This window comes from Sphingobacterium multivorum, assembly GCF_900457465.1.
GTDB lineage: Bacteria > Bacteroidota > Bacteroidia > Sphingobacteriales > Sphingobacteriaceae > Sphingobacterium > Sphingobacterium multivorum.
Genome location: NZ_UAUU01000009.1, coordinates 985,248 through 1,010,486, shown reverse-complemented (window position 1 = coordinate 1,010,486; position 25,239 = coordinate 985,248). Strand labels below are relative to the sequence as shown.

Here is a 25,239-nt window from a genome sequence, read left to right as displayed (position 1 = left end):
AAAATTAAAAAATACCTGCTAAGGCTGTTTTTTTATGACATATTGATTTAATACTTATATTTTTCCTTCCATTTGTCCCGGAGACTTTGCCTCAATTTTTCTTCCTGCGAATTCTGCCCGGGATCATACAATTTGACGCCACTGATTTCCTTGGGAAGAAATTCCTGCACAACAAAATTCCCCGGATAGGCATGTGCATATTTGTATTCGGCGCCATAATTTAGGTCTTTCATCAATTTGGTCGGTGCATTACGGATATGCAGCGGTACAGACAGATCTCCTGTTTGCTTCACCAAGGCCTGTGCCTTATTGATGGCTTCATAGGAAGCATTGCTTTTAACCGAAGTCGCCAGATAGATCACCGTTTGCGAGAGAATAATACGTGATTCGGGCCATCCAATCACATTCACTGCCTGAAAACAGTTGTTGGCCAACAGTAAGGCATTGGGGTTGGCATTGCCAATGTCTTCAGAAGCCAAAATCAATAACCTTCGGGCAATAAAGGACGGATCCTCCCCCCCTTCGATCATCCGTGCAAGCCAATAGACTGCAGCATTCGGATCTGACCCACGGATGGATTTGATAAAAGCGGATATAATATCGTAATGTTGCTCCCCCGCCTTGTCATAAATAGCCATGTTCTGCTGCACCTGTTTCAGGACAAAAGCATTGGTAATCGGCTCTTTGTGCAATACTGCCGCATTGACAACCAGTTCCAGCACATTCAACAATTTACGTGCATCGCCGCCCGACAGCCTTAATAAGGCCTCATATTCTTCGACAACAATAGTCTGTTGCTGTAGATATTCATCTTCATGTAATGCTTTTTGAATCAATCCAATCAGATCTTCTTCCGAAAGATGTTCCAATACATATACCTGACAACGCGAGAGCAATGCGGAGATGACTTCGAACGAAGGGTTTTCTGTCGTAGCACCAATAAGTGTCACCAGACCACGCTCAACAGCCCCCAAAAGGGAATCTTGCTGGGACTTGGAAAAACGGTGAATCTCATCTATAAATAAAATGGGTTGATCTTGGTTGAAGTTCATCAGCCGTTCGGCTTTTTCAATCACTTCACGAATATCTTTCACCCCGGCCTGAATGGCACTTAATGAAAAGAACGGCCTGTCGAGTTCTCTTGCGATCAGCAAGGCCAAACTTGTTTTTCCGACCCCCGGAGGGCCCCACAGAATCATGGATGGAATATTTTTTTGCTGGATCGCATGGTAGAGTACCGCATCTGGGCCGACAATATGTTGTTGTCCCACGTAATCGCTCAATTGCCGTGGTCTAAGTCGTTCTGCTAATGGAATTCGTGTCGCCATAACACAAAGTTAAACATTAAACGGCACAGCGACTAAATATTTTAGCTTTAATCAGCAAAACTGTTCCATTAAATTTTCTCAAAGCGATAAGCTTCAAGCTTTCAATAGCATAGTTTCAGCGCCCAGCATTCGCCTGTCGATATTACTTTAACATTTTTTCACACAATTTTTCGGCACATTTGCGCTATGATATATGTAAATTGCTTTTGGCAGAATATCATTGAGCACGTAAGTTTATCGAAGAGCGTTGTAGATTGCTCGAACAAGCCACATAGTCTAAATTTATGTAGACGTGAATGATAACGTAATATTTTATGAGAATGACAAAATACTGGATCGCTATATTTACCATATTGGCAATTTCTATGAATATACCTAGTCAGGTTATGGCCCAAAGCGTAGACAAGGATTATACCGGCGCAATAAAAAAATACGATACTTCATTCAAAGGCATTGGTCCCGAGGTCTATTTTTTACCGCCCCCAAAATCCGCCAATGAAATACTGGCAGAGAATTATGCGGACAAGAAATCGTTCAGCAAAGAAATTGCAAGGCAACTCCTGCTCCAGCGACTACTATTGCAACTGCGGAGCACCAATAACCTGGGCCATTTTCAATATTTAATGAATCCCTTGCCAGCTACGGCGAATAACTGGAACGATGCAATTGAAGCCCAGAAAAAAGCGCAAAATTGGATGGCGGGCTATGCCCTATCGAATGAAGCGGCCTTATTTTCCATTAAAAATAACGATAGCAGCAATGCGTCAAAGTTTTTATATCAGGCACTTTCTTTGGCAAATCGTACGGATAATCGGGATGATATCGCGACCATCAATATGAACATCAGCAATTTCCAGTTGTATCGTGGCGACTTTGTCCGTGCAGAAGAAAGTGCACAAAATTACCATACCTATGCCATGACGAGCAAAAGCTATGCGGAGCAAGCCAATGCCTGGCTGTTAATTGCCATGGCTCGAGCCGGTCAGGGAAATTATAAAGCGGCGGAAAATAATATTATCCGCAGTGCAATCCCCCTATTCAATAAGGCCAAAGCCTATGAAGGGAAAATTTTTGCATGGGAAATGCTTGCTGAGATTTATTTTAAACAGAATAAATTTACCGAGGCGCAGTGGTTTCTGCTCCAGGCCCGTGATTTGGCCAATGCCAAAAAACTAAGTAGCGAGCTCGCTGAAATCGAATACTTGCTGGCCTCATCCAAGCAAAAAGATGGTAATTATAAGGTAGCGATCAAAGAATTTGTGCAGGCGGCAGAATTGGCTTCGGGTGAAAATAATAAACAGCTCTCACTCGCGATATTGGACAAACTTGGTGAAGTGTATCTTGTGCTAAAGGACTATCCATCTGCTGATCAGACCTACAAGGCTTATACGCAGTTAAAAAATGAACTGTATAATTGAAACATTTAAAACAATCTACCCCATTCAGTGGTCTGTTGAAAGAGCAGTGTACAAAGCGATTTTAAGCTTTTTGTAAATATTAAAGGATAAATCAAATAAATTTTTAGATTCTGCGGTAATGTGCTATGAATTTCACTAAATTTAGCACGCTTATCAATAAGAGCTGAATATTTTTTAAAAAAGAATGATTATTAAAACCGTCGAAAATATGTTTAGGAAACTCATATTTGCACTTTTTGTTGTATCCATTGTTTCTTGTGGTTCTAAACCACGGGTAGCGTTGCCTGAAGATGGGGGACTTAAACCAAGTACACAACATCAGATCATCGCGAAGGAAGTCTCTGGTTTATTGGAAAATGTGAGCTACAAAAAGGTCAAAATGAATGATTCGATATCGGGTATCATATACGATAATCTAATCAAAAGTCTGGATCAGGGAAAAAATTACTTGCTTCAATCGGATATTGATGCATTTCAAGCGTACAGAAGCAATCTTGCACAGGATATCAAAAATGGAGATCTTTCTGCGGCATTCCATATTTTTAATGTCTATTCGAAGAGATACCTGGACAGAATGCAATATGCGCTTTCAGAAATCGATAAGAAACAGGATTATACCAAGGACGAGTATTACCAACCTAACCGTGAAAAACTAGGCTGGTTCAAAACCGCAAACGAGGCCAACGACCAATGGCGCAAACGCGTAAAATACGATCTGCTCAACTTGGAAACCGCGAGTGGCAAGTCTACCGACAGTGCGAGGACCAAACAGGTGGAAACACTAAAGAAACGCTATGTCAATTTGATCTCACAGGCCAAGAAAACAAATGCAAACGATGCCTTTCAGGTGGTCATGCAAGCATTGACAGATGCTGTTGACCCGCATACCTCTTATTTTAATCCATCCTTTGCACAGGCATTCAATGAAGGAATGGCCAATACGTTTGAAGGAATTGGCGCTCGGCTCATGATAGACAATGAAGCCATAAGTATCAATGAAATTATCCCCGGTGGACCAATATTCAAAGACAAAAGCATTCATGTCAACGACAAAATCATTGCGGTAGCCCAAGGAAAAGATGGTGAATTTGAAGATATTATTGGCTGGAGACTTGATGCTGCTGTAGCAAAAATCAAAGGGCCAAAAGGAACAATTGTTCGCCTTAAAATTATACCTGCTGGTCAGCCCATGAACTCTCATCCACGCATCGTCTCCTTAGTAAGGGAGAAAATCGTCGTTGAAGAAGAGTCTGCGAAGAAAGAGATCATGAACGTGAAAGGTGCAGACGGAAAAACGTACAAAGTGGGTATCATCAATATTCCGAAGTTCTACATGGATTTTGAAGCTTACAGAAGACGCGATCCAAACTATAAGAGTACAACGAGAGACGTTAGGTTAATCTTAGACACGTTGAAACAGGAAAAAGTAGATGCTGTGGTTATCGATTTACGATTCAATGGTGGTGGATCCTTACCGGAAGCTATTGATTTAACAGGTTTATTTATCGATAAAGGTCCTGTTGTACAAGTAAGAGATACAAAGGATAACATCGATGTCGAAGAAGATAAAAACGCAGGCGTATCCTGGGATGGTCCTTTGGGCATCATGATCAACCGTTTCTCGGCTTCAGCTTCTGAAATCTTTGCCGGTGCTATCCAAGATTATGGCAGAGGTATCATTTTAGGCTCTCAAAGTTATGGTAAAGGAACCGTGCAATCGGCAATTGATATGTCACGTGTTATCAGTCCGACCAGCCGCCTGTTGTTAAAAGCATCAGGAGAAAAAGATCCGGATACCCCAGAAGGTGCACCGCAATATGGACAGATCAATATTACCCTCGGTAAATTCTACCGTGTAAACGGTAGTAGTACACAACATAAAGGGGTTACACCAGATATCGTATTCCCTTCACAGTTCTCCGCAGAGAAATTTGGCGAGAGCTCAGAAAAATCAGCACTCCCTTGGGATCAGATCCAATCGAGCAACTTCAAAAAAGTAGCTGATCTAAGTGCTGTTGACAAAAAATTAGAAGCAATGCATGAGGCACGCATTAAAAACTCATTGGAATATAAGTATCTGAAAGAGGATATTGAAGAAGCTCAAAAAGATGAGGATGTTAAAATTCCATTGGAATTAAACAAATTCAAGAAAGAGAAAGATGACAACCTCAAGAAAAATAGAGACCGCATCAACGCTTTATTGAAATTGCAGGGTAAACCAGCTTGGGAGGAAGGTAAGTCCCAACCTAAAATCGATCTTGACTTTGTGAAAGATGAAAGTGCCAAAGTGATGACCGATTATATCATCAACTTTGGAACAAAAAAACCGTTGTAATTTCAACGTTTCAAAAGCTAGAAAATGAAAGGCAACCGTAACTGCGGTTGCTTTTTTTTTAATATTAAATTCACGTTTTCTTTGTAACTTATCGCTACATTCATTGTTTTAGTAATATACCGGTACTGCTTAAAGTCCGAATGATTCCCATAGCTCATACGCTAAAGATTTTGCAGGACAGGATGCACCAACCAGGTTATAGAAGTTAAACGTATAAAAAAGAACATCATGAAACGTATCCTCCTGTTAACTGACTTTTCAGAAAATGCTCTTCTGGCAGCACAACAAGTAGCCCTATGTACAGAAGCCTGGAAAACGCAAAAGGTTATTATCTACCATACGTACAACAGTGTTACCATTGTCAATAACGAACCTATAGTCATTGTTAATGATGAGGTAAAAGAGGCCAAAGAGAAAGAACTGACAGCATGGTTTGACCAAATTAGATTATTGTTCCCTCCACAAGTGGAACTAACACATCAGATGGAAGATGTTGATCTGCCATTGGGAGTCAATGACATGTGTAAATCGCACGACATTGACCTTGTCGCATTGGGTATCACCGGACAAACAGGTTTTGCTAAGATCTTGGTCGGAAGTAATGCTATTACACTGATGGACATCTGCATTAAGCCCATGCTTATCGTTTCCCATAAGGTAAATCCTGCCATCCCCAAAAATGTGTTGGCGACAACCGATCTGAAGGAGGTAGACAGAAAGCTGGATTCATTCAATTTAGATCAGGTGTTAGATACGTTCAATGCACAATTGTATGTGTTGAATGTTGCTAAAAAAGAAGGTTCAGCCGCAGACTTGGCACAGGAATTAAAGCACCTCCATGAACGCCTAGATAAATATCATCCGATTTATGACTACATCAGCCATGATGATATTGCACTAGGTATTGAAGAATATGCCAAAGAGAAACATATTGATCTCATACTTTCATTCCATAAAAAGCAAGGACTATTAGCGAGCCTATTCAAAACAAGCATTTCTAAAAAAATAGCCTGGAATGGCGCGGCCAACTTATTGGTTATTCCCATGGATAGATCGTAGAAATCTGTGCTTTGTACATATCCACAGCGATGGACTCCTTGTCCAATAGAAACAAATTATACGACAAAAACGCCGCAATGTATGCTAAATTGCGGCGTTTTTGTCGTATCGTTGTTCCTCCGGGAAATCTCTTCCCGAGAAATCTCTTATTTCTTGTCAACCGAATGTTTACCCGGCCCAATAAGGATAAGTCCTAAAAACACAAAGCAAAGCTCAATCGCATGTGATGCACCAGCGATACCATCTCCTTTAGAAAGATGCATTAATCCAGCGATGACCATCGTAAATGCAAGCAATAATGCCGCTGGTCGGAAAAAGAGCCCCAGCAGTAAAAATAGCCCCCCAACAGTTTCGGTAGCAGCTGCCATAAAGCCCCAAAAAGTAGGCATAAAATGAATACCAATATTACCCATTGATTTTCCGACACCTGCCCAGAGCTCAGGACCGCCCTGCAATTTGGGCAGACCATGCATGATCATCATCACCCCAAGTCCAACACGCAAGACCAAAAGTCCCGTATCCCTATATTTACCCAATGAATTCCAAATTGCCATAAAAAACGTTTAATTTATTAAAACTTGAATTACCGATCTCCCTAAATTAATGAAATTATTTAAATTGAACAGCTCACCGTACTCACCATAATAAATAAAGCTATTGCATTTATAATACTTAATGCGTAATTTGATGACGATAGACCCGATTATAATGCTTTGGAACGGCTAAGACAGCGTAAAAGACCTTAGCCACGGATTATGGATCAACAAATAACTAAAGGATGAAAAACCTACTCTTGTTAACAGACTTTTCGGACAATGCCTATACTGCTGCTCGATATGCCGCACAATTAGCTCAACTTTGGGGCATTGAAAAGGTTGTCCTATACCACACATACGAAGTAATCCCTACCGTAGGTACTGAACCTGTTGTCATCAGCAATTCAGAAATCTTGGAAGAAAAACAAAAGGACCTTAATACCTGGCAACAGGAACTGATGTTGCTTTTTCCTGAGGGCATTGCCTGGAAATCAGTTCTTGAAGAATATGAACTTAGCTATGGTGTAAATCGTACCTGTGCTGAGGAGGACATTGACCTTGTTATCGTCGGAACTGCAGGTAAAAGTGGCTTAAAGAAACTGCTTCTTGGAAGCAATACCCTCAAGCTGATCGAAAATTGTCACACACCATTACTGGTGGTCCCCGCACGAGCAGAATTTCGGGTACCCAAAAAGATGTTGATCGCCACCAATCTCAAAGAGGTAAAACTAAAATTAAACCGTCTTTTGGTGAATGCGTCCGAAGTATTACGGAAAAGTGAGGTCTATGTCGTCCATGTGAATAAAGAAGATCCTGCAAATAAGGCGGTAAATGCCGAAATAAAAACCATGCAGGATTTACTTGCTCCTTATCATCCCATCTATAGTTATATCCTCAACGCAGACATTGCTGCAGGGATCAACCAATACATCAACGAAAATCATATCGACATGATGGTCACTTTCCATCGGGACAAGGGCTTATTAAGTCGAATTTTCAATACGAGCATTGCGCAAAAGATGGCCTGGAAGAGTCAGGCTGCCATGATGGTCATCCCTGTACATTCGGGATAATCAATAAACGGGATAATCAATAAATAAAACAACGAGATTCTGTTCAGCTTCCCCTACAAATAGGTTAACTGAACAGAATCAGCTGTAGTCTGCAATTTTACTTTTCGCCCAAATACCAGGGCGTGATTATCATCAATATGCCCGGCAGGATAGCCAAATGCTACCGGAAAATCATATTCTTTAACTATATCCCACACAATTTCCTCCACACGCTGCCCAAAAGCAGGATCATTGTCTTTCATCGCAGAAAAGCCACCTACAATTAGACCATTCAATTTTTTTAATTTCCCCGCGCGTTTCAACGCCCTTAGCATTCTGTCTACGGAGTAATAGGCTTCACCGACATCCTCTATAAATAAAACTTTATTCTTGTAATTGACATCCGAATTAGAAGCAAGTACAGATAGTAAGATTGCTAAATTTCCGCCGACCAATTTTCCTTCGCCTTTACCCGCACGATTGGGGAATAACGTTTGCTTGTAGTCAAAATCCATATTATGGCCAAACAATGCATTTTTTAACGTTTCCAACGATGCTTTTGTGCCCGTTTCAAAAGACTTGGGCATCTGTCCATGTATTGTAGCAATTTTATAATTGCGTTGGATATGGCTATGCAATACGGTTATATCGCTAAAACCCACCAACCACTTGGGATTTTTTTCAAAGTTTGAAAAATCGATTTCGTCGACAATACGAACACAACCGTAACCTCCGCGCGCGGCAAAAACCGCTTTAATCGACGGATCATCCAGTGCCCACTGCAGATCGGCAGCGCGTAAATTGTCATCTCCGGCAAACTGATGGAACGATGTCCCAACAGTCTTCCCAACCACAACCTCCAGCCCCCAGTTCTCCAATGTTTTTATGCCAACATCAATAGAGCCACGTATAAAACTCGCAGGACAAACGATAGCTACTTTATCGCCTTCTTTCAGAAAATCAGGTATTTTGGACATCTTTTTTATCGCTAATGATCAAACAAAACCTTCATGGCTTCGAAGACAACAACAGCTATGCAAGCGAACTGAAGAATCTTTCTGGCCAATAACATCAAACACTTTCAAAAAAAAGGACCGCTACTTTGCAAAGTCCGATTAGAAATATACTTGATATATGGTGCTTATATGTACAAATAAACGTAAATTTATCTAAGTTTTCTACCGCTATGTTGAATAATATTTCTACGATAACAAGCTGTTAAATGGAAGCGCATTTTAATCAAGTTGAAATAATCGTAGAAATAAGTCAAAACAAGAATTCAAGAATAAATTGTTCGATATGACACGCATTTATATTGCATATAAACAGCAATTTATCTAAGTTTGCCAAAGAAAACAAGTACACACTTTAATATACTTTCAAGCATTGAGTATTCTAGATAAAAAACGTTATACCATCACATCGGCATTACCTTATGCCAATGGTCCTTTACATATTGGACACCTTGCCGGAGCTTATATCCCAGGGGATATCTTTGTCCGCTATTTGCGTCTGAATCAAAAAGATGTAGTCTATGTATGTGGTTCAGATGAGCATGGTGCGGCGATTACCATCCGTGCAAAAAAAGAGGGCATCACCCCGCAACAAATCATTGACAAATACAATAAACAAATCAAAGAAAGCTTTGAGGAGTTTGGTATTTCTTTCGATATATATCACCGTACGTCGGAGCCCATACATCACCAGTTATCGCAGGATTTCTTCTTGAACCTTTACAACAAAGGCGAATTTGTGGAGAAATTTTCGGAGCAGTACTACGATGAGGAATACCATCAGTTTTTGGCCGACCGTTACATTACGGGAACTTGTCCAAATTGTAAGTCCGAAGGCGCCTATGGTGACCAATGTGAAAAGTGTGGGACATCACTTAGCCCAACAGATTTGATCAACCCGATTTCAACGTTAAGCGGAAAAACGCCAGTTTTGAAAGAAACGAAACATTGGTATCTACCTTTGGATAAATACCAGCCTTGGCTTGAAAAATGGCTGATCGAAGGAAAGAAAAATATCCTGAAGTCCAACGTTTTTGGCCAATGTCAATCTTGGCTTAAATCCGGTTTACAGCCGCGTTCAATGACAAGAGATCTGGATTGGGGCGTCGATGTACCTTTGGCTGAAGCAGCGGGTAAAAAACTATATGTTTGGTTAGATGCACCTATCGGGTATATCTCAGCAACAAAACAGTGGGCTTTAGACCATGGTAAAAACTGGGAAGACTATTGGAAAACCCATGAAAACCCAGCAGACGATTCTACGCTGATCCATTTTATTGGAAAAGATAATATTGTTTTCCACTGTATTATTTTCCCAGCGATTCTTCATGCACACGGCGACTATATTTTACCAGAAAATATTCCCGCCAACGAATTCCTTAACCTGGAGGGCGATAAGCTGTCCACGTCCAGAAACCATGCGGTTTGGTTACATGAATACCTACAGGAATTTCCTGATAAGCAGGATGAATTGCGCTATGTATTGACAGCCATATTACCGGAAACTTCGGATGCCGAGTTTACCTGGAAAGATTTCCAAGCTCGGATCAACAATGAGCTCGTTGCTATTTTTGGAAACTTTGTCAACCGTGTCTTGGTACTTTCTCACAAATATTTTGATGGCAAGGTATTGAACGGTTCGCCACTAACAGCTGTAGACCAAGCGGTACTGGATGAATTAAAAACATACCCTACTTCGATCAAATCGTCTTTGGAGCAATTCCGCTTCCGTGAGGCATTGGCAGAATTTATGAATGTAGCTCGTCTGGGCAATAAATACCTTGCCGATGAGGAGCCATGGAAAATCATTAAAACAGATGAGGAACGTGTCAAAACAATCCTAAATGTAGCGGCACAGATCGTTGCCAATCTTGCCGTTCTTGCACAGCCCTTTTTACCGAAAACAGCGATCAAATTATTTGAAATGCTTAATTTTCCACAAGGAAACTGGAACGACGCAGGTTCAGATGCTTTGATCCAAGCTGGACACCAATTGGGTGAAGTGCAATTGTTATTCGACAAAATAACCGATGAACAAGTCGACTTCCAATTGAATAAGCTTGCCGAAGCAAAAGCAAAAAACCTAGCCGATAATGCCAAGGTTGCTCCAGCAAAAGAAAATATTAGCTTTGATGATTTTGTCAAAATGGATATCCGTGTCGGAACCATTACAGCCGCTGAAAAAGTTGCCAAAACCAAGAAGTTGTTAAAATTGACGATAGACACCGGCTTAGATACACGCACGGTCGTTTCGGGTATCGCAGAATTCTTTAGTCCGGAAGAGATCGTAGGCCGTCAGGTATCCATCTTAGTCAATCTTGAGCCTCGTGAAATAAAAGGAATTATGTCACAAGGAATGATCCTGATGGCAGAAGACGCTGATGGTCGACTTGATTTTGTCAAACCAGATACAACAATTAAAGTAGGAAGTACGGTACGTTAATATAAAACCGGTATTTCTTTTATACAAAAAGCCTGTTCGTATGAACAGGCTTTTTTTTTCATCTCGACGGGACAAGAACGGTATAAGATTATCCCCTAAAAGAGTATACTCTGCAGTCGTTTTTTAAAGGCCTTCTCATCCATATAGTCATAGACGGTATCTTTCAGCTTCTTTATGATCTCCGCTCTGGATTCCGCAACCACCTTTTTCTTTTTGGTCAGCACATTGGAAAATGCTGTATTGGTAATCTCCACCTTTGTGGCAAACATATTGACATTCATACTTGGGATGGATACACCCATTACCAGCCCCGGGAGGCCATGAATGAGTTCCGGGCCGCCCGAGATGGGAATTTGTCCCGCAAAAAAAGCGACAACATAGACCGAATCCTGAATAATACCATTGGCTCTCCGGCAATCGTACCCAGCAATATTACGGTATTCATCGGTATACTTCCATTTTACAGCCGGCAGCGAATCTTTAAGCAGCAGCTGTTCATCTCCAAAGGGGAGCAATTTTAAAAACTCCTGATTCTGGAAATTAATGTAAGTTTTTGAGTCTGGAAGAATGGAATTATAGTGGGTCACATTACGATAATTCGCAGGATAATCTTCCTGTACCGTTTCAAACAGGGTTTCATTATCGTAAAACTTAAGGATATGATGGGTCACAACTTCTCCAGGCCCATTCTTCACCGCATTGTCGACCATCAGCTTATCCCAGGTATCTAGATCGGGTTTGCTGAGATAATTACGTTTTAAGAAATTCTGCACATGAAACTTCCGTTCATAAGTCACCGTTCCGCTACTTGGAAAATACGCGTGTTGTGCATGGGCTGCTCCTGTGCTCAGCAATAGTACCCAGACCATCAACTTGATATACTTACTCATTTGGCATCTCCTTTCATCTGTAAATAATTTAATTTTTCCATCGGCCAGATGGAGCTTACCATGATTAAATTCATGGAAATCATTGAAAAAAAAATCGTTAATTTAATCATGGACGGTTCATTGTTGTAAAATTGTAGATTACTTTTAGCATTCCATAACGACGCAGTACATCGTTGCTGGTCTGGATAAATGAAGTTCCATTTTGATAACGGTACACCCCATTATTTTTGTTTAAAATATCGTTGACAAATACCTGTACTTCCAAAGACTTATCCTTCAATAATTTTTTGGAAACATATCCATTCATATTAATGATATTAATGGATTGCAATGTTTTCGTCGCTGCCTGATAATTCTGGTTTGTCGACAGGGAAATTTTGAAGTCTTTTGGTAAATAATACGTAATCTCCGAGAACGTCCTAAATTTAAAAGTCGTGCGATTTAATTCAGGTTGCAAATAGGAATTCATCTGCTCCACACCAGGGCTCATGGAGATGTAAAAATCCATTTTATTTGCCTTGTACCGACTGAAGCCAAGGCTCGGCGCCACACTCCATGTTTGATTTCTATTGAGCTCAGGATCTTCGTTGTAAGTAGATAAATAGCTAAACTGGCTGTTATACTGCGCGTTCATACCCAAGTTCATTTTTAATCCCCATTTTTTCTTCAATACAAAACTGTATCCTCCACCGCCATACATACGCCAATTGTCTTTATCAATATTCACGTAGGAAATTTGCTGCGTACCTTTATCTAGATCATAGCGTACGCTATTGTTGATACTTTTCTTTCCTTGATCTGCACTGACATAAAAATAAATACTCTGGTCTTTTAACTGCTTGTAGTTGTTGAAATTAATTGAATAGGAGTTGTTAAAGCCCGCTTCCAGATCTGGATTGTCCAAATACTCGACGAGTGGCTGGGCATTTTGTTTCAACGGCTCTATTTGCGTCAACGATGGCTGGCTCGTGCGGCCACTGTATCGGAAGCTCACATTTTTGCTTTTCGAGATTTTGTAGTTGACGGAAAGGACTGGAGCAACAGAAGTCTGGTTCCGCTGTAGGATTGTATTCAGGTTGTTATAGGTTCTCTTGACCTGCTCAAAATCAACCTTATTGCTCAAATTTACAGTTAATGTGTTGGACTTGTAGTTCAAGGAGGCGTTGACACCATTTTTTAAACTGTTAAAATCAAAATCGTTGAGCAGGTCTTGGTCCAATACCGTATATTTTCCTGTAACCGGATCTCTATCAAATGACTGATTGAGTGTTTCCGATTTATTTTGATTGAATGCATAACCTATTGCAGCAGTCAACCTTTTAGACAAAGGCTCCGAATAGGTTACTGAAGCACCATACGTATTGTTGGCCAACTTATCATTTTTATATTGATCGATCAAGGTTGTATCTCCGGAACTTTGGAAGAAATTTTCCGAAAAATACTGTGTCTTGTTACGATTTTGATCTGTATTCGCATTGACATTGAAAGTAATGGAGCGGCGGTCCTTTTTAAAACGACGTGTAAGCATCGCATTGACATTAAACTTATCCTGATCGTTATTTAAATCTGTCTTGGACGAAGTCCGTGTAATCAATGTGCCATCCAATTTACGCTGGTCTGCTTCGGAATTGGATAAATTGTCGCGGCTAGATTTGGTAAAGCCCATAGTGACAGTCAAGTCTGCGAGCGAATCAAGCTTATAGTCATACCTTAAATTCGCGATATTGGCCTGTGTTTCGGTTTCAGATGCTGTCACATTATTATCGACCTGCGCACGTTCAGGAAGATTGTTCTGCGCATTATAGGTACTTGTATTATTGACATTGATCTGATTCCGTTTGAAGTTGACATTGATCTTATGCTTATCATCTTTGGATTTGTCGGAATAACTTGCGCCCATGTTCACGGCCTTAGGCACGCCACCACCATAGTATTTACCATCCCATCCACCGTCGGAGCCATCACCACTAGAAGAAATCATAATGCCGCCGCCGTCCATCATCTGTACATTGCTGCTTCCGCCCACACCATATTTTTGGCTATCTTCAAATCCTAATCCGACCATTCCATCATTGGCGAGAATGCCATAAGCTGCAATTTTCTGCGATCCCTTAAACTTATTGAGCATGACTTTTCCGCCATAATATTTATCGGTACCAGCTCCCGCAACAGCTTGGCCGAACATTCCTTTTTTCTTATCTTCTTTGAGCTTAATATCAATTGTCTGCGTTCGTTCGCCATCATCTACTCCGGTACGTACAGCAAGATCTGATTTCTTCTCATACACTTGTACCTTGCTAACCATATCTGACCGAATATTCTTGGTAATCAGGGTTGGATCATCACCAAAAAACTCTTCCCCATCAAGCAATACCTTTTTGACTTCCTTGCCCTGAGCAATGATCTTGCCTGATCCATCCATCGTAATACCCGGCAAGACCTTCAATAGGTCCTCTACTTTAGCATCCTTCTCTACTTTAAAACTACCGGCATCGTATTCGATGGTGTCGCCTTTAATAACCACAGGAATTTTGCCATTCACCTGAACCTCTTCCAAGAGCAAAGCCGCTTTAGACAGTTTTACCATACCAAGATCCATGTCTTGAGCATCGATACGAATATCTTTGACTAAATCTGCATATTGGGGATAGGAAACCACCATTTTATAGGTACCGGTATCGAGATTAGCGATTTGGAATGATCCATTTTCCTTTGTTCGACCAAATTTTACCAGAATCGAATCTTTTGGGTTAAGCAGCGCGACTGAAGCTTGATGTAGTTTTGCAAGATCTTTAACATCTACCACCGACCCGACCAGTTTATGCTGCGCATAAGAATGGGAACTCAGGACAGAAAGTAAAAGAAACAAAACTAGGGAATAGGTTAGTTTCATAAATTTTCGTTTATATATTGTCGACGTAAATATATAAATGTTGCTACGGAAAATTCGTAAAATAATGTTAAATAATTATATAATTAATAAATTAAGCTTACACTCCTCAAACAAAACACGGTAATTCACTTTATACCAATAACTTTACCGCATAAAAAAAGAGGCGTAACTTATTTGTTACGCCTCCAATCTAAATAGAAAAATATATTTTATTTCCTTTAATCTACATTTAGGTTCAATTCTTTTTCCTTATTGATTAAATGGGCAATACTTGTATCATTTAAAATCTGCAACATGGCATTTCTCACCTCGACAAAAGTATCGCGTATGCCACAGGCATGCTCTTGTGTGCACTCTTCGCAGGAGCGGTAGAAGTTCAAGCTCACGCAGGGTAGCAAGGCTATGGGGCCATCAATTAGACGCATCACCTGCGATAAAAAAACATCTTCGGGAGCCTTATTGAGGCTATAACCACCTCCAGCACCTTTTTTGCTATAGAGAATTCCGGCATTTCGCATTTCAAGTAGAATTTGTTCCAAAAATTTTTTTGGAATATTCTCCTCCTGCGCAATCTTCAAGATTTGCATCGGCTCATTACCGTAATTACGACCAAGCACCATCAGTGCCTTTATTGCATATTTTGTCTTTTTGGACAGCATAATTTGTTAACCCCCTGTTGAATTGCAAATTTACGTTTTTTATTCAATAGAATAAAACCTTCATGATTTCACGCATGCAGCAACAGTTTCCTTATTGCCCCAATACCGCCGTGATCGGTTTTCCGATGCTACCATTGGGCTCAGTAATGTGAAGTAGTGAAGAAATTGTCGGTGCAATATCCACAATATGTACCTCTGTATTAGATACACCCGGTTTAATTCCCCAACCCATAAATACCAAAGGAATATGGGAATCATAGCCAGACCAGGTACCATGTGTTGTCCCGGTGGAGCGCGGTGTGCCGTCATACCATTGTGGCTCACAAACGATCTGAATAGCACCACTACGTTTAAAGTTGTAACCGTTGATCATTTTTTCGCGAATAGGCGCCGGGATCATCAGACTTTCCCCTTTTTCCATATCAGCAACATACGCGACACCTTCGGTATGGCGAAGTTCACGAATGATGGTCTCTTTTATTTTATCACGATCCAAGTTCAACGAATCAATCAATTGATTATTTAAGTGCACCTGGTAGTTCATCATGCTTTTAACAAGCTTCTCCTGTCCAAATTTTTCTTTAAGGGTTTTGTTAAGTCCTGTGATAATCTGACGAGAATAGAAATAACCACCATTTCCTTTCATATCCATAAAGAAACGAGAGTTATAAGAAGCGCCATGATCTGCTGTCAGGAAGAACGTGTAGTTACCCTTGCCCACCGTCTTATCGAGGTAGTTGAAGAAATCGGCAAGCTGTTTATCGAGCTGCAGATAGATATCTTCAATCTCCACTGCTGTCAATGAGTAACGGTGTCCAACGTAGTCTGTTGCAGAAAGACTCACACAAAGGAAGTCGGTATTTTTAGTTGGGTTATTTCCCATCTGCTCATTTTTGATTGCTTCCATAGCCAGATCCAACGTAAACTGATTTCCCATTGGTGTGGTTTTGATTAGCTCATAGCCTTCGTCTTTCATTAGCTTAGAAGTTGCGCGCGGCAAAGTCGGTTTTTCTTCGCCAGGGTATTTACCTTCGTAAATATTATCATCTGCAATGCTGTTGGCAGCATAGGTACTAATATCATACATAGGCTTCCAGTCGCCTTTTAGGTACTTTTCAGCTAATTTACGCTTATTGAAGTCCACCACCCATTTTGGTAATTTATCCATGTAGAAATTAGAGGTGATCCAATCGCCTGATTTAGCTTCAAACCAATACGCCGCATCGGCAAAATGCCCCGCTGGCAAAATACCACCGCGGTCTTTGATGGCAATACCGATCACTTTGGACTTAAAGTTAGAAGCGAGTTTCAATTGATCCGTTACAGTCGATGCAAGCAAATTACGTGGAGACTGCTGCCCTTCCTTGGCGGTAGTCCCTACACCGACAACATTATCGTCCTGCGTACAGTACATATTTTTACCCGTCTGTTCTTCGATCCAGTCATTGCCCGCAATGCCATGTATGGAGGGAACGGATCCTGTATAGACCGAACTGTGCCCAATGGCTGTGTATGTCGGAATATAGTTAATCAATGTATTTTCACAGGAAAATCCTTCTTTCAAAAGTCGTTTGAAACCATCATTTCCATATCGATCCGCAAAACGATATAAATAATCCCAACGCATTTGATCCACCATCAGGCCGACAACCAATTTTGGTCTTTCCGGTTGTTGCGCCATGGACGAAAGCGCCGCTATTCCAAGGACGACACTTAAAAAAAATCTTTTAATCATAATCGTATTAAGTATTGAAATATTAGTTTTTTATTTACTGTATACTATTCTATCAGACCTTAACAAAAGGAACAATAAAGCGCAACTTATTGGCAGTCCAGTTGCCCTGAGACAGATTACTTCACTTCGCTAAAGTAGGATTTAATCTTTTAAATGTGTCTTTAAAAATTGACCTGTATAAGAATCTTTACAATGAATAAGTTCTTCAGGAAGTCCCGCAAAGACGAGCTTTCCACCTTTATTACCGCCCTCAGGACCAATATCGATTACCCAATCTGCCGATTTGATCATATCCATATTATGCTCGATCACTAATATACTGTTCCCTAAGGCAATCAGTGCATCAAATGATTTCAATAACTTTTTAATATCCTGAAAGTGTAAGCCTGTTGTTGGCTCATCAAAGATAAAAAGTGTCTTCTTGCTATTATTTCCCTTAATGAGGAAGGAGGCGAGTTTAATCCGCTGTGCTTCACCGCCAGACAATGTACTTGACGATTGCCCGAGCTTAACGTAGCCTAGTCCAACGTCCTGTAAAGGCTGCAATTTCGCTAATATTTTAGGCTGGTCTGCAAAGAATACGATCGCTTCATCAACACTCAGCTCGAGAACATCTGCTACCGACTTGTTCTTATAGTGTACATCAAGCACAAACTGTTTAAATCGCTTGCCCCCACAGGCCTCACATGGCAAAACGATATCGGCCATAAATTGCATTTCAATTTTAACTTCACCTTCACCCTGACAGACATCACAACGTCCACCTTCAACATTAAATGAAAATGCCGCAGGTTTCAGTCCAGCAGCTTTGGCTGCTGCCTGGTTGGCATATAAGGCCCTGATTTCATCCCAGGCTTTCACGTAAGTCACCGGGTTGGATCGCGAAGAACGACCGATCGGGTTTTGATCGACCATTTCAACTTGTTCTATATGGGTAATATCCCCCTCGATCGCATCATAGACCCCAGTCTGTTCACCAGAGTAATTGCCTATCGACTTCTGCAATGCTGGGTAAAGGATACGTTTGACCAAGGAGGTCTTACCTGACCCTGAAACACCTGTCACCACAGTAAACGTATTCAATGGAAATTGTACATCAATCCCTTTGAGGTTATTCTCATGCGCTCCTTTAATGGTCACACTATTGGACCATGAGCGGCGCTTTTGGGGTACCTCAATCTGGCTTTTACCACTGAGGTATTGCCCCGTAAGGCTCTTTGTATCTTTCAGAATCTGCTGATATGTACCTGCGAAGACCATTTCGCCGCCATTGATCCCGGCTTCCGGTCCGATATCGATCAGGTAATCAGCCGCCTCCATCATCTCCTGCTCATGCTCGACCACCACAACCGTATTACCAACATCGCGCAGGGATTTCAGCACAGAAATCAGACGCTGTGTATCACGTGGATGAAGTCCAATACTTGGCTCGTCCAACACATAAATAGAACCTACGAGTGAACTTCCTAATGAAGTTGCCAGATTGATCCGCTGTGATTCCCCTCCAGAAAGGGTATTCGATAGCCGGTTCAAGGTCAGGTAACTTAATCCAACATCGCACAAAAATTGCAATCTATTATTAATTTCAGCAAGAAGTCTTTTGGCAATGACCAGTTCATTACCCACCAGCGGTAGGGTTTTAAAGAATTCCAAGGCTTCCTCAAGCGGCATCAAAACGATATCGGTGATAGACTTGCCCCCTACTTTCACGTAAGTCGCATCTTTGCGTAAACGGGTACCGCGGCAATCCGGGCAATCTGTCTTCCCGCGGTAGCGCGATAACATCACCCGGTATTGAATTTTATAGGTCTGAGCTTCGAGCTCTTCAAAAAATTGAGTAAGACCTGCGAAATATTTATTTCCCGTCCACAGCAGCTCTTTCTGCGCCGCAGTCAGGTCCATGTAGGCACGATGTATTGGGAAATCAAATTTCAACGAACTTTTAACAAGCACTTGTAACCACTCGCCCATTTTCTCTCCTCGCCAAGGTGCAATTGCGCCATCGTAGACCGAGCGGCTTTTGTCTGGAATAACAAGATCAGGGTCAATACCAATGATCTTTCCATAGCCCTCACATCGACGACAGGCACCATAGGGGTTATTAAAACTGAAGAAATTTGGTGTAGGTTCTTCAAATGTTATTCCATCAAGTTCAAATTTATGGGAGAAATGATGTCTTTGACCATTTTCTTCCATATAGAGCTCACCCTTACCTTCGAAAAAACCTGTTTGGACAGAGTCAGAAAGTCGATTGACGGTATCATCGTCCTGTTCAACACGGACCCGGTCGACGACAATAAGCACTTCACCATCCTGAAGGTCTTTATTGGCGACGGCCTTATCATCGATAATAGCTTCGATTTTCTGCATGCTATCCCCAAAGACGACACGCACAAAACCTTTCTGTAACAGGAGCGACAGTTCTTCCTTAAGTTTACGTCCATGAGCAGGAATAAGTGGCGCGAGAAGTGTCACCGTTGTCCCCTCTTCCAAATTCAAGGCAAAATCCACCACTGAACTCACACTGTCTTTGGTCACCTCGCGACCTGATATAGGAGAAATTGTCTTGCCGATCCGGGCATACAACAATTTCAGATAATCATAGATCTCAGTGGATGTCCCCACCGTCGAACGGGGGTTGGACGTAATGACGCGTTGCTCAATGGCAATTGCAGGGGCGATACCTTTGATGTAATCCACCTCCGGTTTATTCATCCGTCCCATAAATTGTCTTGCGTACGAAGAAAGACTTTCGACATAACGTCGCTGTCCTTCGGCATAGAGCGTATCAAAAGCTAAGGAGGATTTTCCTGAGCCCGACATTCCAGTGATAACAACTAATTTATTTTTTGGGATATCAACGTCAATATTCTTTAAGTTATTAACTCTTGCACCCTTTATCTGAATATATTCTTTTGGAGTGTGCTCCACCTGTTTACTCATAATAATCCTTATCTCACACAAAGTTACGTATTCTTGGCTGATTATATTCCTGCGAATTAAAAAGCTATTCGGTTTTCTATCACCTAAATTTCAAAAAAAGTTTATGATCTCGCATGCAGCAATAGCAATGATAACGAATTCTTTCTATCCATTAGCCGCCCTCGGTGAGTTCATTGGCCCCTGCATGATAACAAATAGGTCTAAAAGTAACAGATTCACAAATGTTTGCTAAGGCCGCGCTTTGAATTATCAATAACGAAAAAAGCCATCGAATCAGATTCGATGGCTTTTTTATATAGCGTTTAACTATTGACTATTGAAATTTCTTCGCGTTTACTTTACGCTCGTTTTCAGTCAAATAGATTTTACGCAGACGCATTGATTGCGGTGTCACCTCAATATACTCGTCAGCTTGAATATACTCCATACATTCTTCCAAGGAGAATTTGATTGCTGGTGCAATACGTACGTTGTCGTCAGAACCAGAAGCACGCATATTTGTCAACTGTTTTCCTTTGGTAACGTTGATCGTTAAATCATTGTCACGGATGTGTTCACCTAGGATTTGTCCTTCATATACATCCACACCTGGATCTACGAAGAAACGACCACGGTCTTGTAACTTATCGATGGAGTATGCTGTTGTTGAACCTGTATCCAAAGAGATCAATACACCAGCCAAACGACCAGGAATTGTACCTTTCCAAGGCTCGTAACCTTTCAAACGGTGTGCCATAACAGCTTCACCAGCTGTTGCTGTCAACACGTTGTTACGTAAACCGATGATACCGCGAGAAGGGATAGAGAACTCAAGATGTTGCATATCTCCTCTAGCTTCCATAATCAACAACTCACCTTTACGTTGGGTCACCAACTCAATTACTTTTCCTGACACATCAGAAGGAACGTCAACAACAAGTTCTTCGATTGGCTCACATTTTTGACCATCAATTTCTTTGATGATAACTTGTGGCTGGCCCACTTGCAATTCATAACCTTCACGACGCATTGTTTCGATCAATACCGACAAGTGAAGGATACCACGTCCGTATACCAACCAAGCATCTGGAGACTCTGTAGGAACGACACGTAGTGCTAAGTTTTTCTCCAACTCTTTTTGTAAACGATCGTAGATGTTACGTGATGTTACCAATTTACCTTCTTTACCGAAGAAAGGAGAGTTATTGATGGTAAACAACATGTTCATTGTTGGTTCATCAATGCTGATAACTTCCAATTGCTCTGGATTTTCAAAATCTGCAATGGTATCACCGATATCGAAACCTTCGATACCTACTACGGCACAGATATCACCGGCACTTACTTCAGGCACTTTGATGCGGCCAAGGCCTTCAAATACCTGTAGTTCTTTTACACGTGATTTCACAACTTTTCCATCGCGTTTCACCAAAGAAACCGGTTGGTTTTCCTTGATCGTACCACGCGCAACACGACCGATAGCGATACGTCCTACGAACGTCGAATAATCCAATGATGTTACCTGCATTTGCAAAGTACCTTCAGATACTTCTGGTGCAGGGATATATTTGATGATGGCTTCCAACAAGTCCGTGAAGTCTTCTGTCCGATTTTTCCAATCTGTAGACATCCATCCTTGTTTTGAAGAACCGTACAATACTGGGAAGTCCAATTGCTCTTCAGTAGCACCTAAGTTGAAGAATAGGTCAAAAACATGTTCGTATACTTCTTCAGGACGACAGTTTTCTTTATCGACTTTATTGACAACGACGATAGGTTTGATACCTAATCCCAAAGCTTTACCTGTAACGAAACGTGTTTGAGGCATTGGTCCTTCGAAAGCATCGACCAATAGCACTACGCCATCAGCCATCTTCAATACACGCTCTACTTCACCACCGAAATCGGCGTGACCTGGGGTATCGATGATGTTGATTTTAACACCTTTATATGTTACTGATACGTTCTTAGATACAATAGTGATCCCGCGCTCACGCTCTAAATCATTATTGTCTAGGATTAATTCACCAGCATTTTCATTTTCTCTGAATTGATTGGTAAAATATAAAATTTTGTCTACAAGCGTAGTTTTACCGTGGTCGACGTGAGCGATGATCGCAATGTTTCTAATGTTTTGCATTGAGCAAGAATATTTTTATAAAATTTTAGGGTGCAAAGATAAACATTTTGCACCACAAAATTTATAACTATGTGTATTTTATTTAATTACACCTAATTCTTTACCTACTTTGGTAAAGGCGGCGATTGCTTTATCCAGGTGAGCAACTTCGTGTCCTGCCGAAATCTGCACACGGATACGGGCTTTTCCCTGAGGTACAACAGGATAGTAGAAACCAATCACATAAATTCCCTCGTCCAGCATCTTGGCTGCAAACTCCTGTGCCAATTTCGCGTCATAAAGCATTACAGGCACGATTGGGTGGAAACCTGGTTTGATATCAAATCCAGCAGCCGTCATTTTTTCACGGAAATAAGTTGTATTTGACTCCAATTTATCGCGCAATGAAGTTGTCTCACTCAGCATATCTAAAACCGCTACAGAAGCCCCTGCAATTGCTGGTGCCAGGGTATTCGAAAATAGGTATGGACGTGAACGCTGACGTAACAAATCGATGATTTCTTTTTTACCGGAAGTGAAACCACCAGAAGCACCGCCTAAGGCTTTGCCCAAAGTGCCCGTAATAATGTCTACACGATCGATAACATTGAAAAGCTCGTGTGTACCACGTCCCGTTGCACCGATAAATCCAGTACAGTGCGACTCATCGATCATCACTAGCGCCTGGTATTTGTCTGCTAGATCACAGATCTGATCCAATGGCGCGACAGAGCCGTCCATCGAAAATGCGCCATCTGTAACAATGATTTTATGCCGAGCACCAGATGCAGCCTGCAATTGTGCTTCCAAATCAGCCATATCTGCATTTTTATAACGGAAACGTTGTGCTTTACACAAACGAACACCGTCAATGATAGAGGCGTGATTCAATTCATCGGAAATGATGGCATCTTCAGCACCAAATAAGGGTTCAAACACACCACCATTCGCGTCGAATGCTGCCGCATATAAAATAGTATCTTCTGTTCCGAGGAACTTTGAAATTTTTGCTTCTAACTCTTTATGCACATCTTGGGTACCACAGATGAAACGTACGGATGACATTCCATAACCATGTGTATCAATCGCTTTCTTAGCTGCTTCGATTACTTTGGGGTGCGAAGACAGACCCAAATAATTGTTAGCACAAAAATTGACAACTTCCTGTCCTGTACTCACTTTGATGTCTGCTCCTTGAGGCGTAACGATTACACGCTCTTGTTTATACAATCCCGCTTCTTTGATTGCTTCCAATTCCTTTTCTAAAACTGGTTGTAATGTATTGTACATAATTCGATTTTATTTTTTTATACAATATTACAGTTTTTCATTGAGATAATGTGTTTTTCAATGGCTAATGAAGCGATCAATAGCATAATTTTTTCGCAATGCTATTGATGGTTTTCATTGGAATAAGTTGCTTTACCTTGCGAGAAAAGGGCACTTTTCCTCTTGCTTTGATAGCGACCAACAGGGAGACAATCGCGAGACATCTTGGGGCTGCAAGCAGGGTGAATGTAAAAATAGAGCGACAGGGGGGCCAATGTCATTTACTCGTAACGAAGCGCATCGACGGGATCCAGTTTAGATGCTTTTGAGGCGGGGTAATAGCCCGATAGCATACCAACGAGTCCACATACCGCAAAACCTAAAATTATCGCTCCCCAAGGTATAATAAAGGATGTGCCGAGCTGTAGCGCCAGGATATTACCGATCAGGATACCAATAAAGATTCCGGCCACACCTCCGATCATACAGATCACGATGGCTTCCATCAAAAATTGTTTCCGTATAACACTCGGTGTTGCACCGATCGCCTTGCGTATGCCGATCTCCCGGGTACGTTCAGTAACCGAGACTAGCATAATGTTCATCAATCCGATTGAAGCTCCCACAAGGGTTATAAAAGCAATCACCACGGCTCCCAAAGTAACCATAGCCATATTTTGCATCAGCATCTGGGCAACCGCATCGGATTTGGTGATTTCAAAATCATTGGACTGCCGTGATGTCAATCCGCGGATATTCCGAAAGACGATGGTAGCTTCGCCGATTGCGGCTTCCAATCGCATCGGATCATTGGAAGAAACAGTTATCACATAGGAGGGCTCGGTACCCTGCATCACTGCCCGGGCCTTGATCAGTGGAATAAAGCAGGCCCTATCCCCGCCCATCCCGGCAGAAGAACCTTTACTTTTTAAGACTCCTATCACCAAATAGCGGATATTGTTAACCGTAATAAACTGCCCTATTGGATCAATAATTTCGTTGAATAGCATTTTACTCACTTCACTACCGATGATGATCACGCCACTACCTGTTTCAACCTCCCGCGTAGAAAAATTACGGCCTTCGCTAACAACATACCCTGATGTCTGCAGATAATTTTCATCTGTCCCGATCAGGCCGATATTGGGGTTTGTTTTTTTGGATTGATATTTTGCGGTCGTATTCCAGCTTACATTGGCACTGATCGATGTCAGCGCATTAAAGTGAAAATCCTGCCTGAATCTTGCAGATTGTGCATAGGTAATATTAGCAAAGACTTTTGAGCGAGTTCCTTCATTACCGATCCGGACATTTAATCCCCTGTTGCGTATGTTGAAGGAATTTGATCCCATGGATGAAAAGGAATCTGTTAGCGAGTTTTTCATGGCATCGATCGAGGTCAATACTCCTATTAAAGCCATCATTCCTATGGCAATGATCAGTGCTGTTAAAAATGTCCGCAGCTTATTCCCTACAATGGACTGTAGTGCAAGCTTGACATTTTCAACATAAGACATTTTTACGGCCATAGAGCTGGTATTTATAATTTGTAGGGATGAAAATACTGT

16 protein-coding genes are annotated in these 25,239 nt (G+C 41.4%); 5 read left to right on the top strand and 11 right to left on the bottom strand.

Features of this window, described 5'->3' with window-relative positions; all coding sequences use genetic code 11:
• Positions 1 to 47 precede the first annotated feature (47 nt).
• A complete protein-coding gene (locus DTA23_RS15880) occupies positions 48 to 1,328 on the bottom strand; it encodes a replication-associated recombination protein A (protein WP_112375282.1) in 1,281 nt (426 codons plus the stop codon).
• Between the two features lie 314 nt (positions 1,329 to 1,642).
• Between DTA23_RS15880 and DTA23_RS15875 the strand changes: the two genes are divergently transcribed.
• The 3 genes from DTA23_RS15875 to DTA23_RS15865 all read left to right on the top strand — a co-directional run bounded on the left by DTA23_RS15875 (position 1,643) and on the right by DTA23_RS15865 (position 6,140).
• Positions 1,643 to 2,746, top strand: coding sequence for a tetratricopeptide repeat protein (locus tag DTA23_RS15875; RefSeq protein WP_146753090.1), 1,104 nt, complete (start codon positions 1,643 to 1,645; stop codon positions 2,744 to 2,746).
• A gap of 184 nt (positions 2,747 to 2,930) precedes the next feature.
• On the top strand, positions 2,931 to 5,081 hold the full coding sequence (locus DTA23_RS15870) for a carboxy terminal-processing peptidase (protein WP_256603965.1): 2,151 nt from the start codon (positions 2,931 to 2,933) through the stop codon (positions 5,079 to 5,081).
• A 228-nt stretch (positions 5,082 to 5,309) separates the two neighbouring features.
• Positions 5,310 to 6,140, top strand: a complete 831-nt coding sequence (locus DTA23_RS15865; protein WP_112375280.1) for a universal stress protein — start codon at positions 5,310 to 5,312, stop codon at positions 6,138 to 6,140.
• A 146-nt stretch (positions 6,141 to 6,286) separates the two neighbouring features.
• Here DTA23_RS15865 and DTA23_RS15860 read toward each other — a convergent pair whose 3' ends face one another.
• Positions 6,287 to 6,694 carry a DoxX family protein gene (locus tag DTA23_RS15860; protein ID WP_112375279.1) on the bottom strand — a complete coding sequence of 136 codons (408 nt, stop codon included), beginning with the start codon at positions 6,692 to 6,694 and terminating at the stop codon, positions 6,287 to 6,289.
• 224 nt (positions 6,695 to 6,918) lie between these two features.
• On the opposite strand from DTA23_RS15860, the gene DTA23_RS15855 reads away from it, so the two are divergent.
• On the top strand, positions 6,919 to 7,749 hold the full coding sequence (locus DTA23_RS15855) for a universal stress protein (RefSeq protein WP_112375278.1): 831 nt from the start codon (positions 6,919 to 6,921) through the stop codon (positions 7,747 to 7,749).
• A 53-nt stretch (positions 7,750 to 7,802) separates the two neighbouring features.
• On the opposite strand, the gene DTA23_RS15850 is transcribed toward DTA23_RS15855, so the two are convergent.
• Positions 7,803 to 8,705: a S66 peptidase family protein gene (locus DTA23_RS15850; protein WP_112375277.1), complete on the bottom strand. Its 903-nt coding sequence runs from the start codon at positions 8,703 to 8,705 to the stop codon at positions 7,803 to 7,805.
• Positions 8,706 to 9,114: 409 nt separating this feature from the next.
• Here DTA23_RS15850 and metG point away from each other — a divergent pair, with 409 nt between their 5' ends.
• Positions 9,115 to 11,184: a methionine--tRNA ligase gene (gene metG / locus DTA23_RS15845; protein ID WP_112375276.1), complete on the top strand. Its 2,070-nt coding sequence runs from the start codon at positions 9,115 to 9,117 to the stop codon at positions 11,182 to 11,184.
• Between the two features lie 95 nt (positions 11,185 to 11,279).
• Here the strand turns inward: metG and DTA23_RS15840 are convergent, their stop codons facing one another.
• The 8 genes from DTA23_RS15840 to DTA23_RS15805 form a co-directional block, all read right to left on the bottom strand.
• Positions 11,280 to 12,074, bottom strand: a complete 795-nt coding sequence (locus tag DTA23_RS15840; protein WP_112375275.1) for a GLPGLI family protein — start codon at positions 12,072 to 12,074, stop codon at positions 11,280 to 11,282.
• Between the two features lie 106 nt (positions 12,075 to 12,180).
• The gene (locus DTA23_RS15835; RefSeq protein WP_112375274.1) at positions 12,181 to 14,967 is read right to left on the bottom strand and encodes an outer membrane beta-barrel protein; all 2,787 of its coding nucleotides are present in this window, start codon (positions 14,965 to 14,967) and stop codon (positions 12,181 to 12,183) included.
• A 218-nt stretch (positions 14,968 to 15,185) separates the two neighbouring features.
• Positions 15,186 to 15,626 (bottom strand): RrF2 family transcriptional regulator, encoded by a 441-nt coding sequence (locus DTA23_RS15830; RefSeq protein ID WP_070565866.1) that lies wholly within the window; start codon positions 15,624 to 15,626, stop codon positions 15,186 to 15,188.
• A 91-nt stretch (positions 15,627 to 15,717) separates the two neighbouring features.
• A complete protein-coding gene (pafA, locus tag DTA23_RS15825; RefSeq protein ID WP_112375273.1) occupies positions 15,718 to 17,361 on the bottom strand; it encodes an alkaline phosphatase PafA in 1,644 nt (547 codons plus the stop codon).
• Between the two features lie 141 nt (positions 17,362 to 17,502).
• Positions 17,503 to 20,304, bottom strand: a complete 2,802-nt coding sequence (gene uvrA / locus DTA23_RS15820) for an excinuclease ABC subunit UvrA (RefSeq protein WP_112375272.1) — start codon at positions 20,302 to 20,304, stop codon at positions 17,503 to 17,505.
• 313 nt (positions 20,305 to 20,617) lie between these two features.
• Complete coding sequence (typA, locus tag DTA23_RS15815; RefSeq protein ID WP_112375271.1) at positions 20,618 to 22,423, bottom strand: translational GTPase TypA; 1,806 nt, start codon at positions 22,421 to 22,423, stop codon at positions 20,618 to 20,620.
• Positions 22,424 to 22,501: 78 nt separating this feature from the next.
• Positions 22,502 to 23,692, bottom strand: coding sequence for a glycine C-acetyltransferase (gene kbl, locus DTA23_RS15810; protein WP_112375270.1), 1,191 nt, complete (start codon positions 23,690 to 23,692; stop codon positions 22,502 to 22,504).
• 260 nt (positions 23,693 to 23,952) lie between these two features.
• Complete coding sequence (locus DTA23_RS15805) at positions 23,953 to 25,200, bottom strand: ABC transporter permease (protein WP_112375269.1); 1,248 nt, start codon at positions 25,198 to 25,200, stop codon at positions 23,953 to 23,955.
• Positions 25,201 to 25,239: the final 39 nt, after the last annotated feature.

What these genes read in the sequence shown, in the direction of transcription:
- DTA23_RS15880 (WP_112375282.1), bottom strand. Translation starts at nt 1,328, where the DNA reads ATGGCGACACGAATTCCATTAGCAGAACGACTTAGACCACGGCAATTG.
- DTA23_RS15875 (WP_146753090.1), top strand. Translation starts at nt 1,643, where the DNA reads ATGAGAATGACAAAATACTGGATCGCTATATTTACCATATTGGCAATT.
- DTA23_RS15870 (WP_256603965.1), top strand. Translation starts at nt 2,931, where the DNA reads ATGATTATTAAAACCGTCGAAAATATGTTTAGGAAACTCATATTTGCA.
- DTA23_RS15865 (WP_112375280.1), top strand. Translation starts at nt 5,310, where the DNA reads ATGAAACGTATCCTCCTGTTAACTGACTTTTCAGAAAATGCTCTTCTG.
- DTA23_RS15860 (WP_112375279.1), bottom strand. Translation starts at nt 6,694, where the DNA reads ATGGCAATTTGGAATTCATTGGGTAAATATAGGGATACGGGACTTTTG.
- DTA23_RS15855 (WP_112375278.1), top strand. Translation starts at nt 6,919, where the DNA reads ATGAAAAACCTACTCTTGTTAACAGACTTTTCGGACAATGCCTATACT.
- DTA23_RS15850 (WP_112375277.1), bottom strand. Translation starts at nt 8,705, where the DNA reads ATGTCCAAAATACCTGATTTTCTGAAAGAAGGCGATAAAGTAGCTATC.
- DTA23_RS15840 (WP_112375275.1), bottom strand. Translation starts at nt 12,074, where the DNA reads ATGAGTAAGTATATCAAGTTGATGGTCTGGGTACTATTGCTGAGCACA.
- DTA23_RS15835 (WP_112375274.1), bottom strand. Translation starts at nt 14,967, where the DNA reads ATGAAACTAACCTATTCCCTAGTTTTGTTTCTTTTACTTTCTGTCCTG.
- DTA23_RS15830 (WP_070565866.1), bottom strand. Translation starts at nt 15,626, where the DNA reads ATGCTGTCCAAAAAGACAAAATATGCAATAAAGGCACTGATGGTGCTT.
- pafA (WP_112375273.1), bottom strand. Translation starts at nt 17,361, where the DNA reads ATGATTAAAAGATTTTTTTTAAGTGTCGTCCTTGGAATAGCGGCGCTT.
- uvrA (WP_112375272.1), bottom strand. Translation starts at nt 20,304, where the DNA reads ATGAGTAAACAGGTGGAGCACACTCCAAAAGAATATATTCAGATAAAG.
- typA (WP_112375271.1), bottom strand. Translation starts at nt 22,423, where the DNA reads ATGCAAAACATTAGAAACATTGCGATCATCGCTCACGTCGACCACGGT.
- kbl (WP_112375270.1), bottom strand. Translation starts at nt 23,692, where the DNA reads ATGTACAATACATTACAACCAGTTTTAGAAAAGGAATTGGAAGCAATC.
- DTA23_RS15805 (WP_112375269.1), bottom strand. Translation starts at nt 25,200, where the DNA reads ATGGCCGTAAAAATGTCTTATGTTGAAAATGTCAAGCTTGCACTACAG.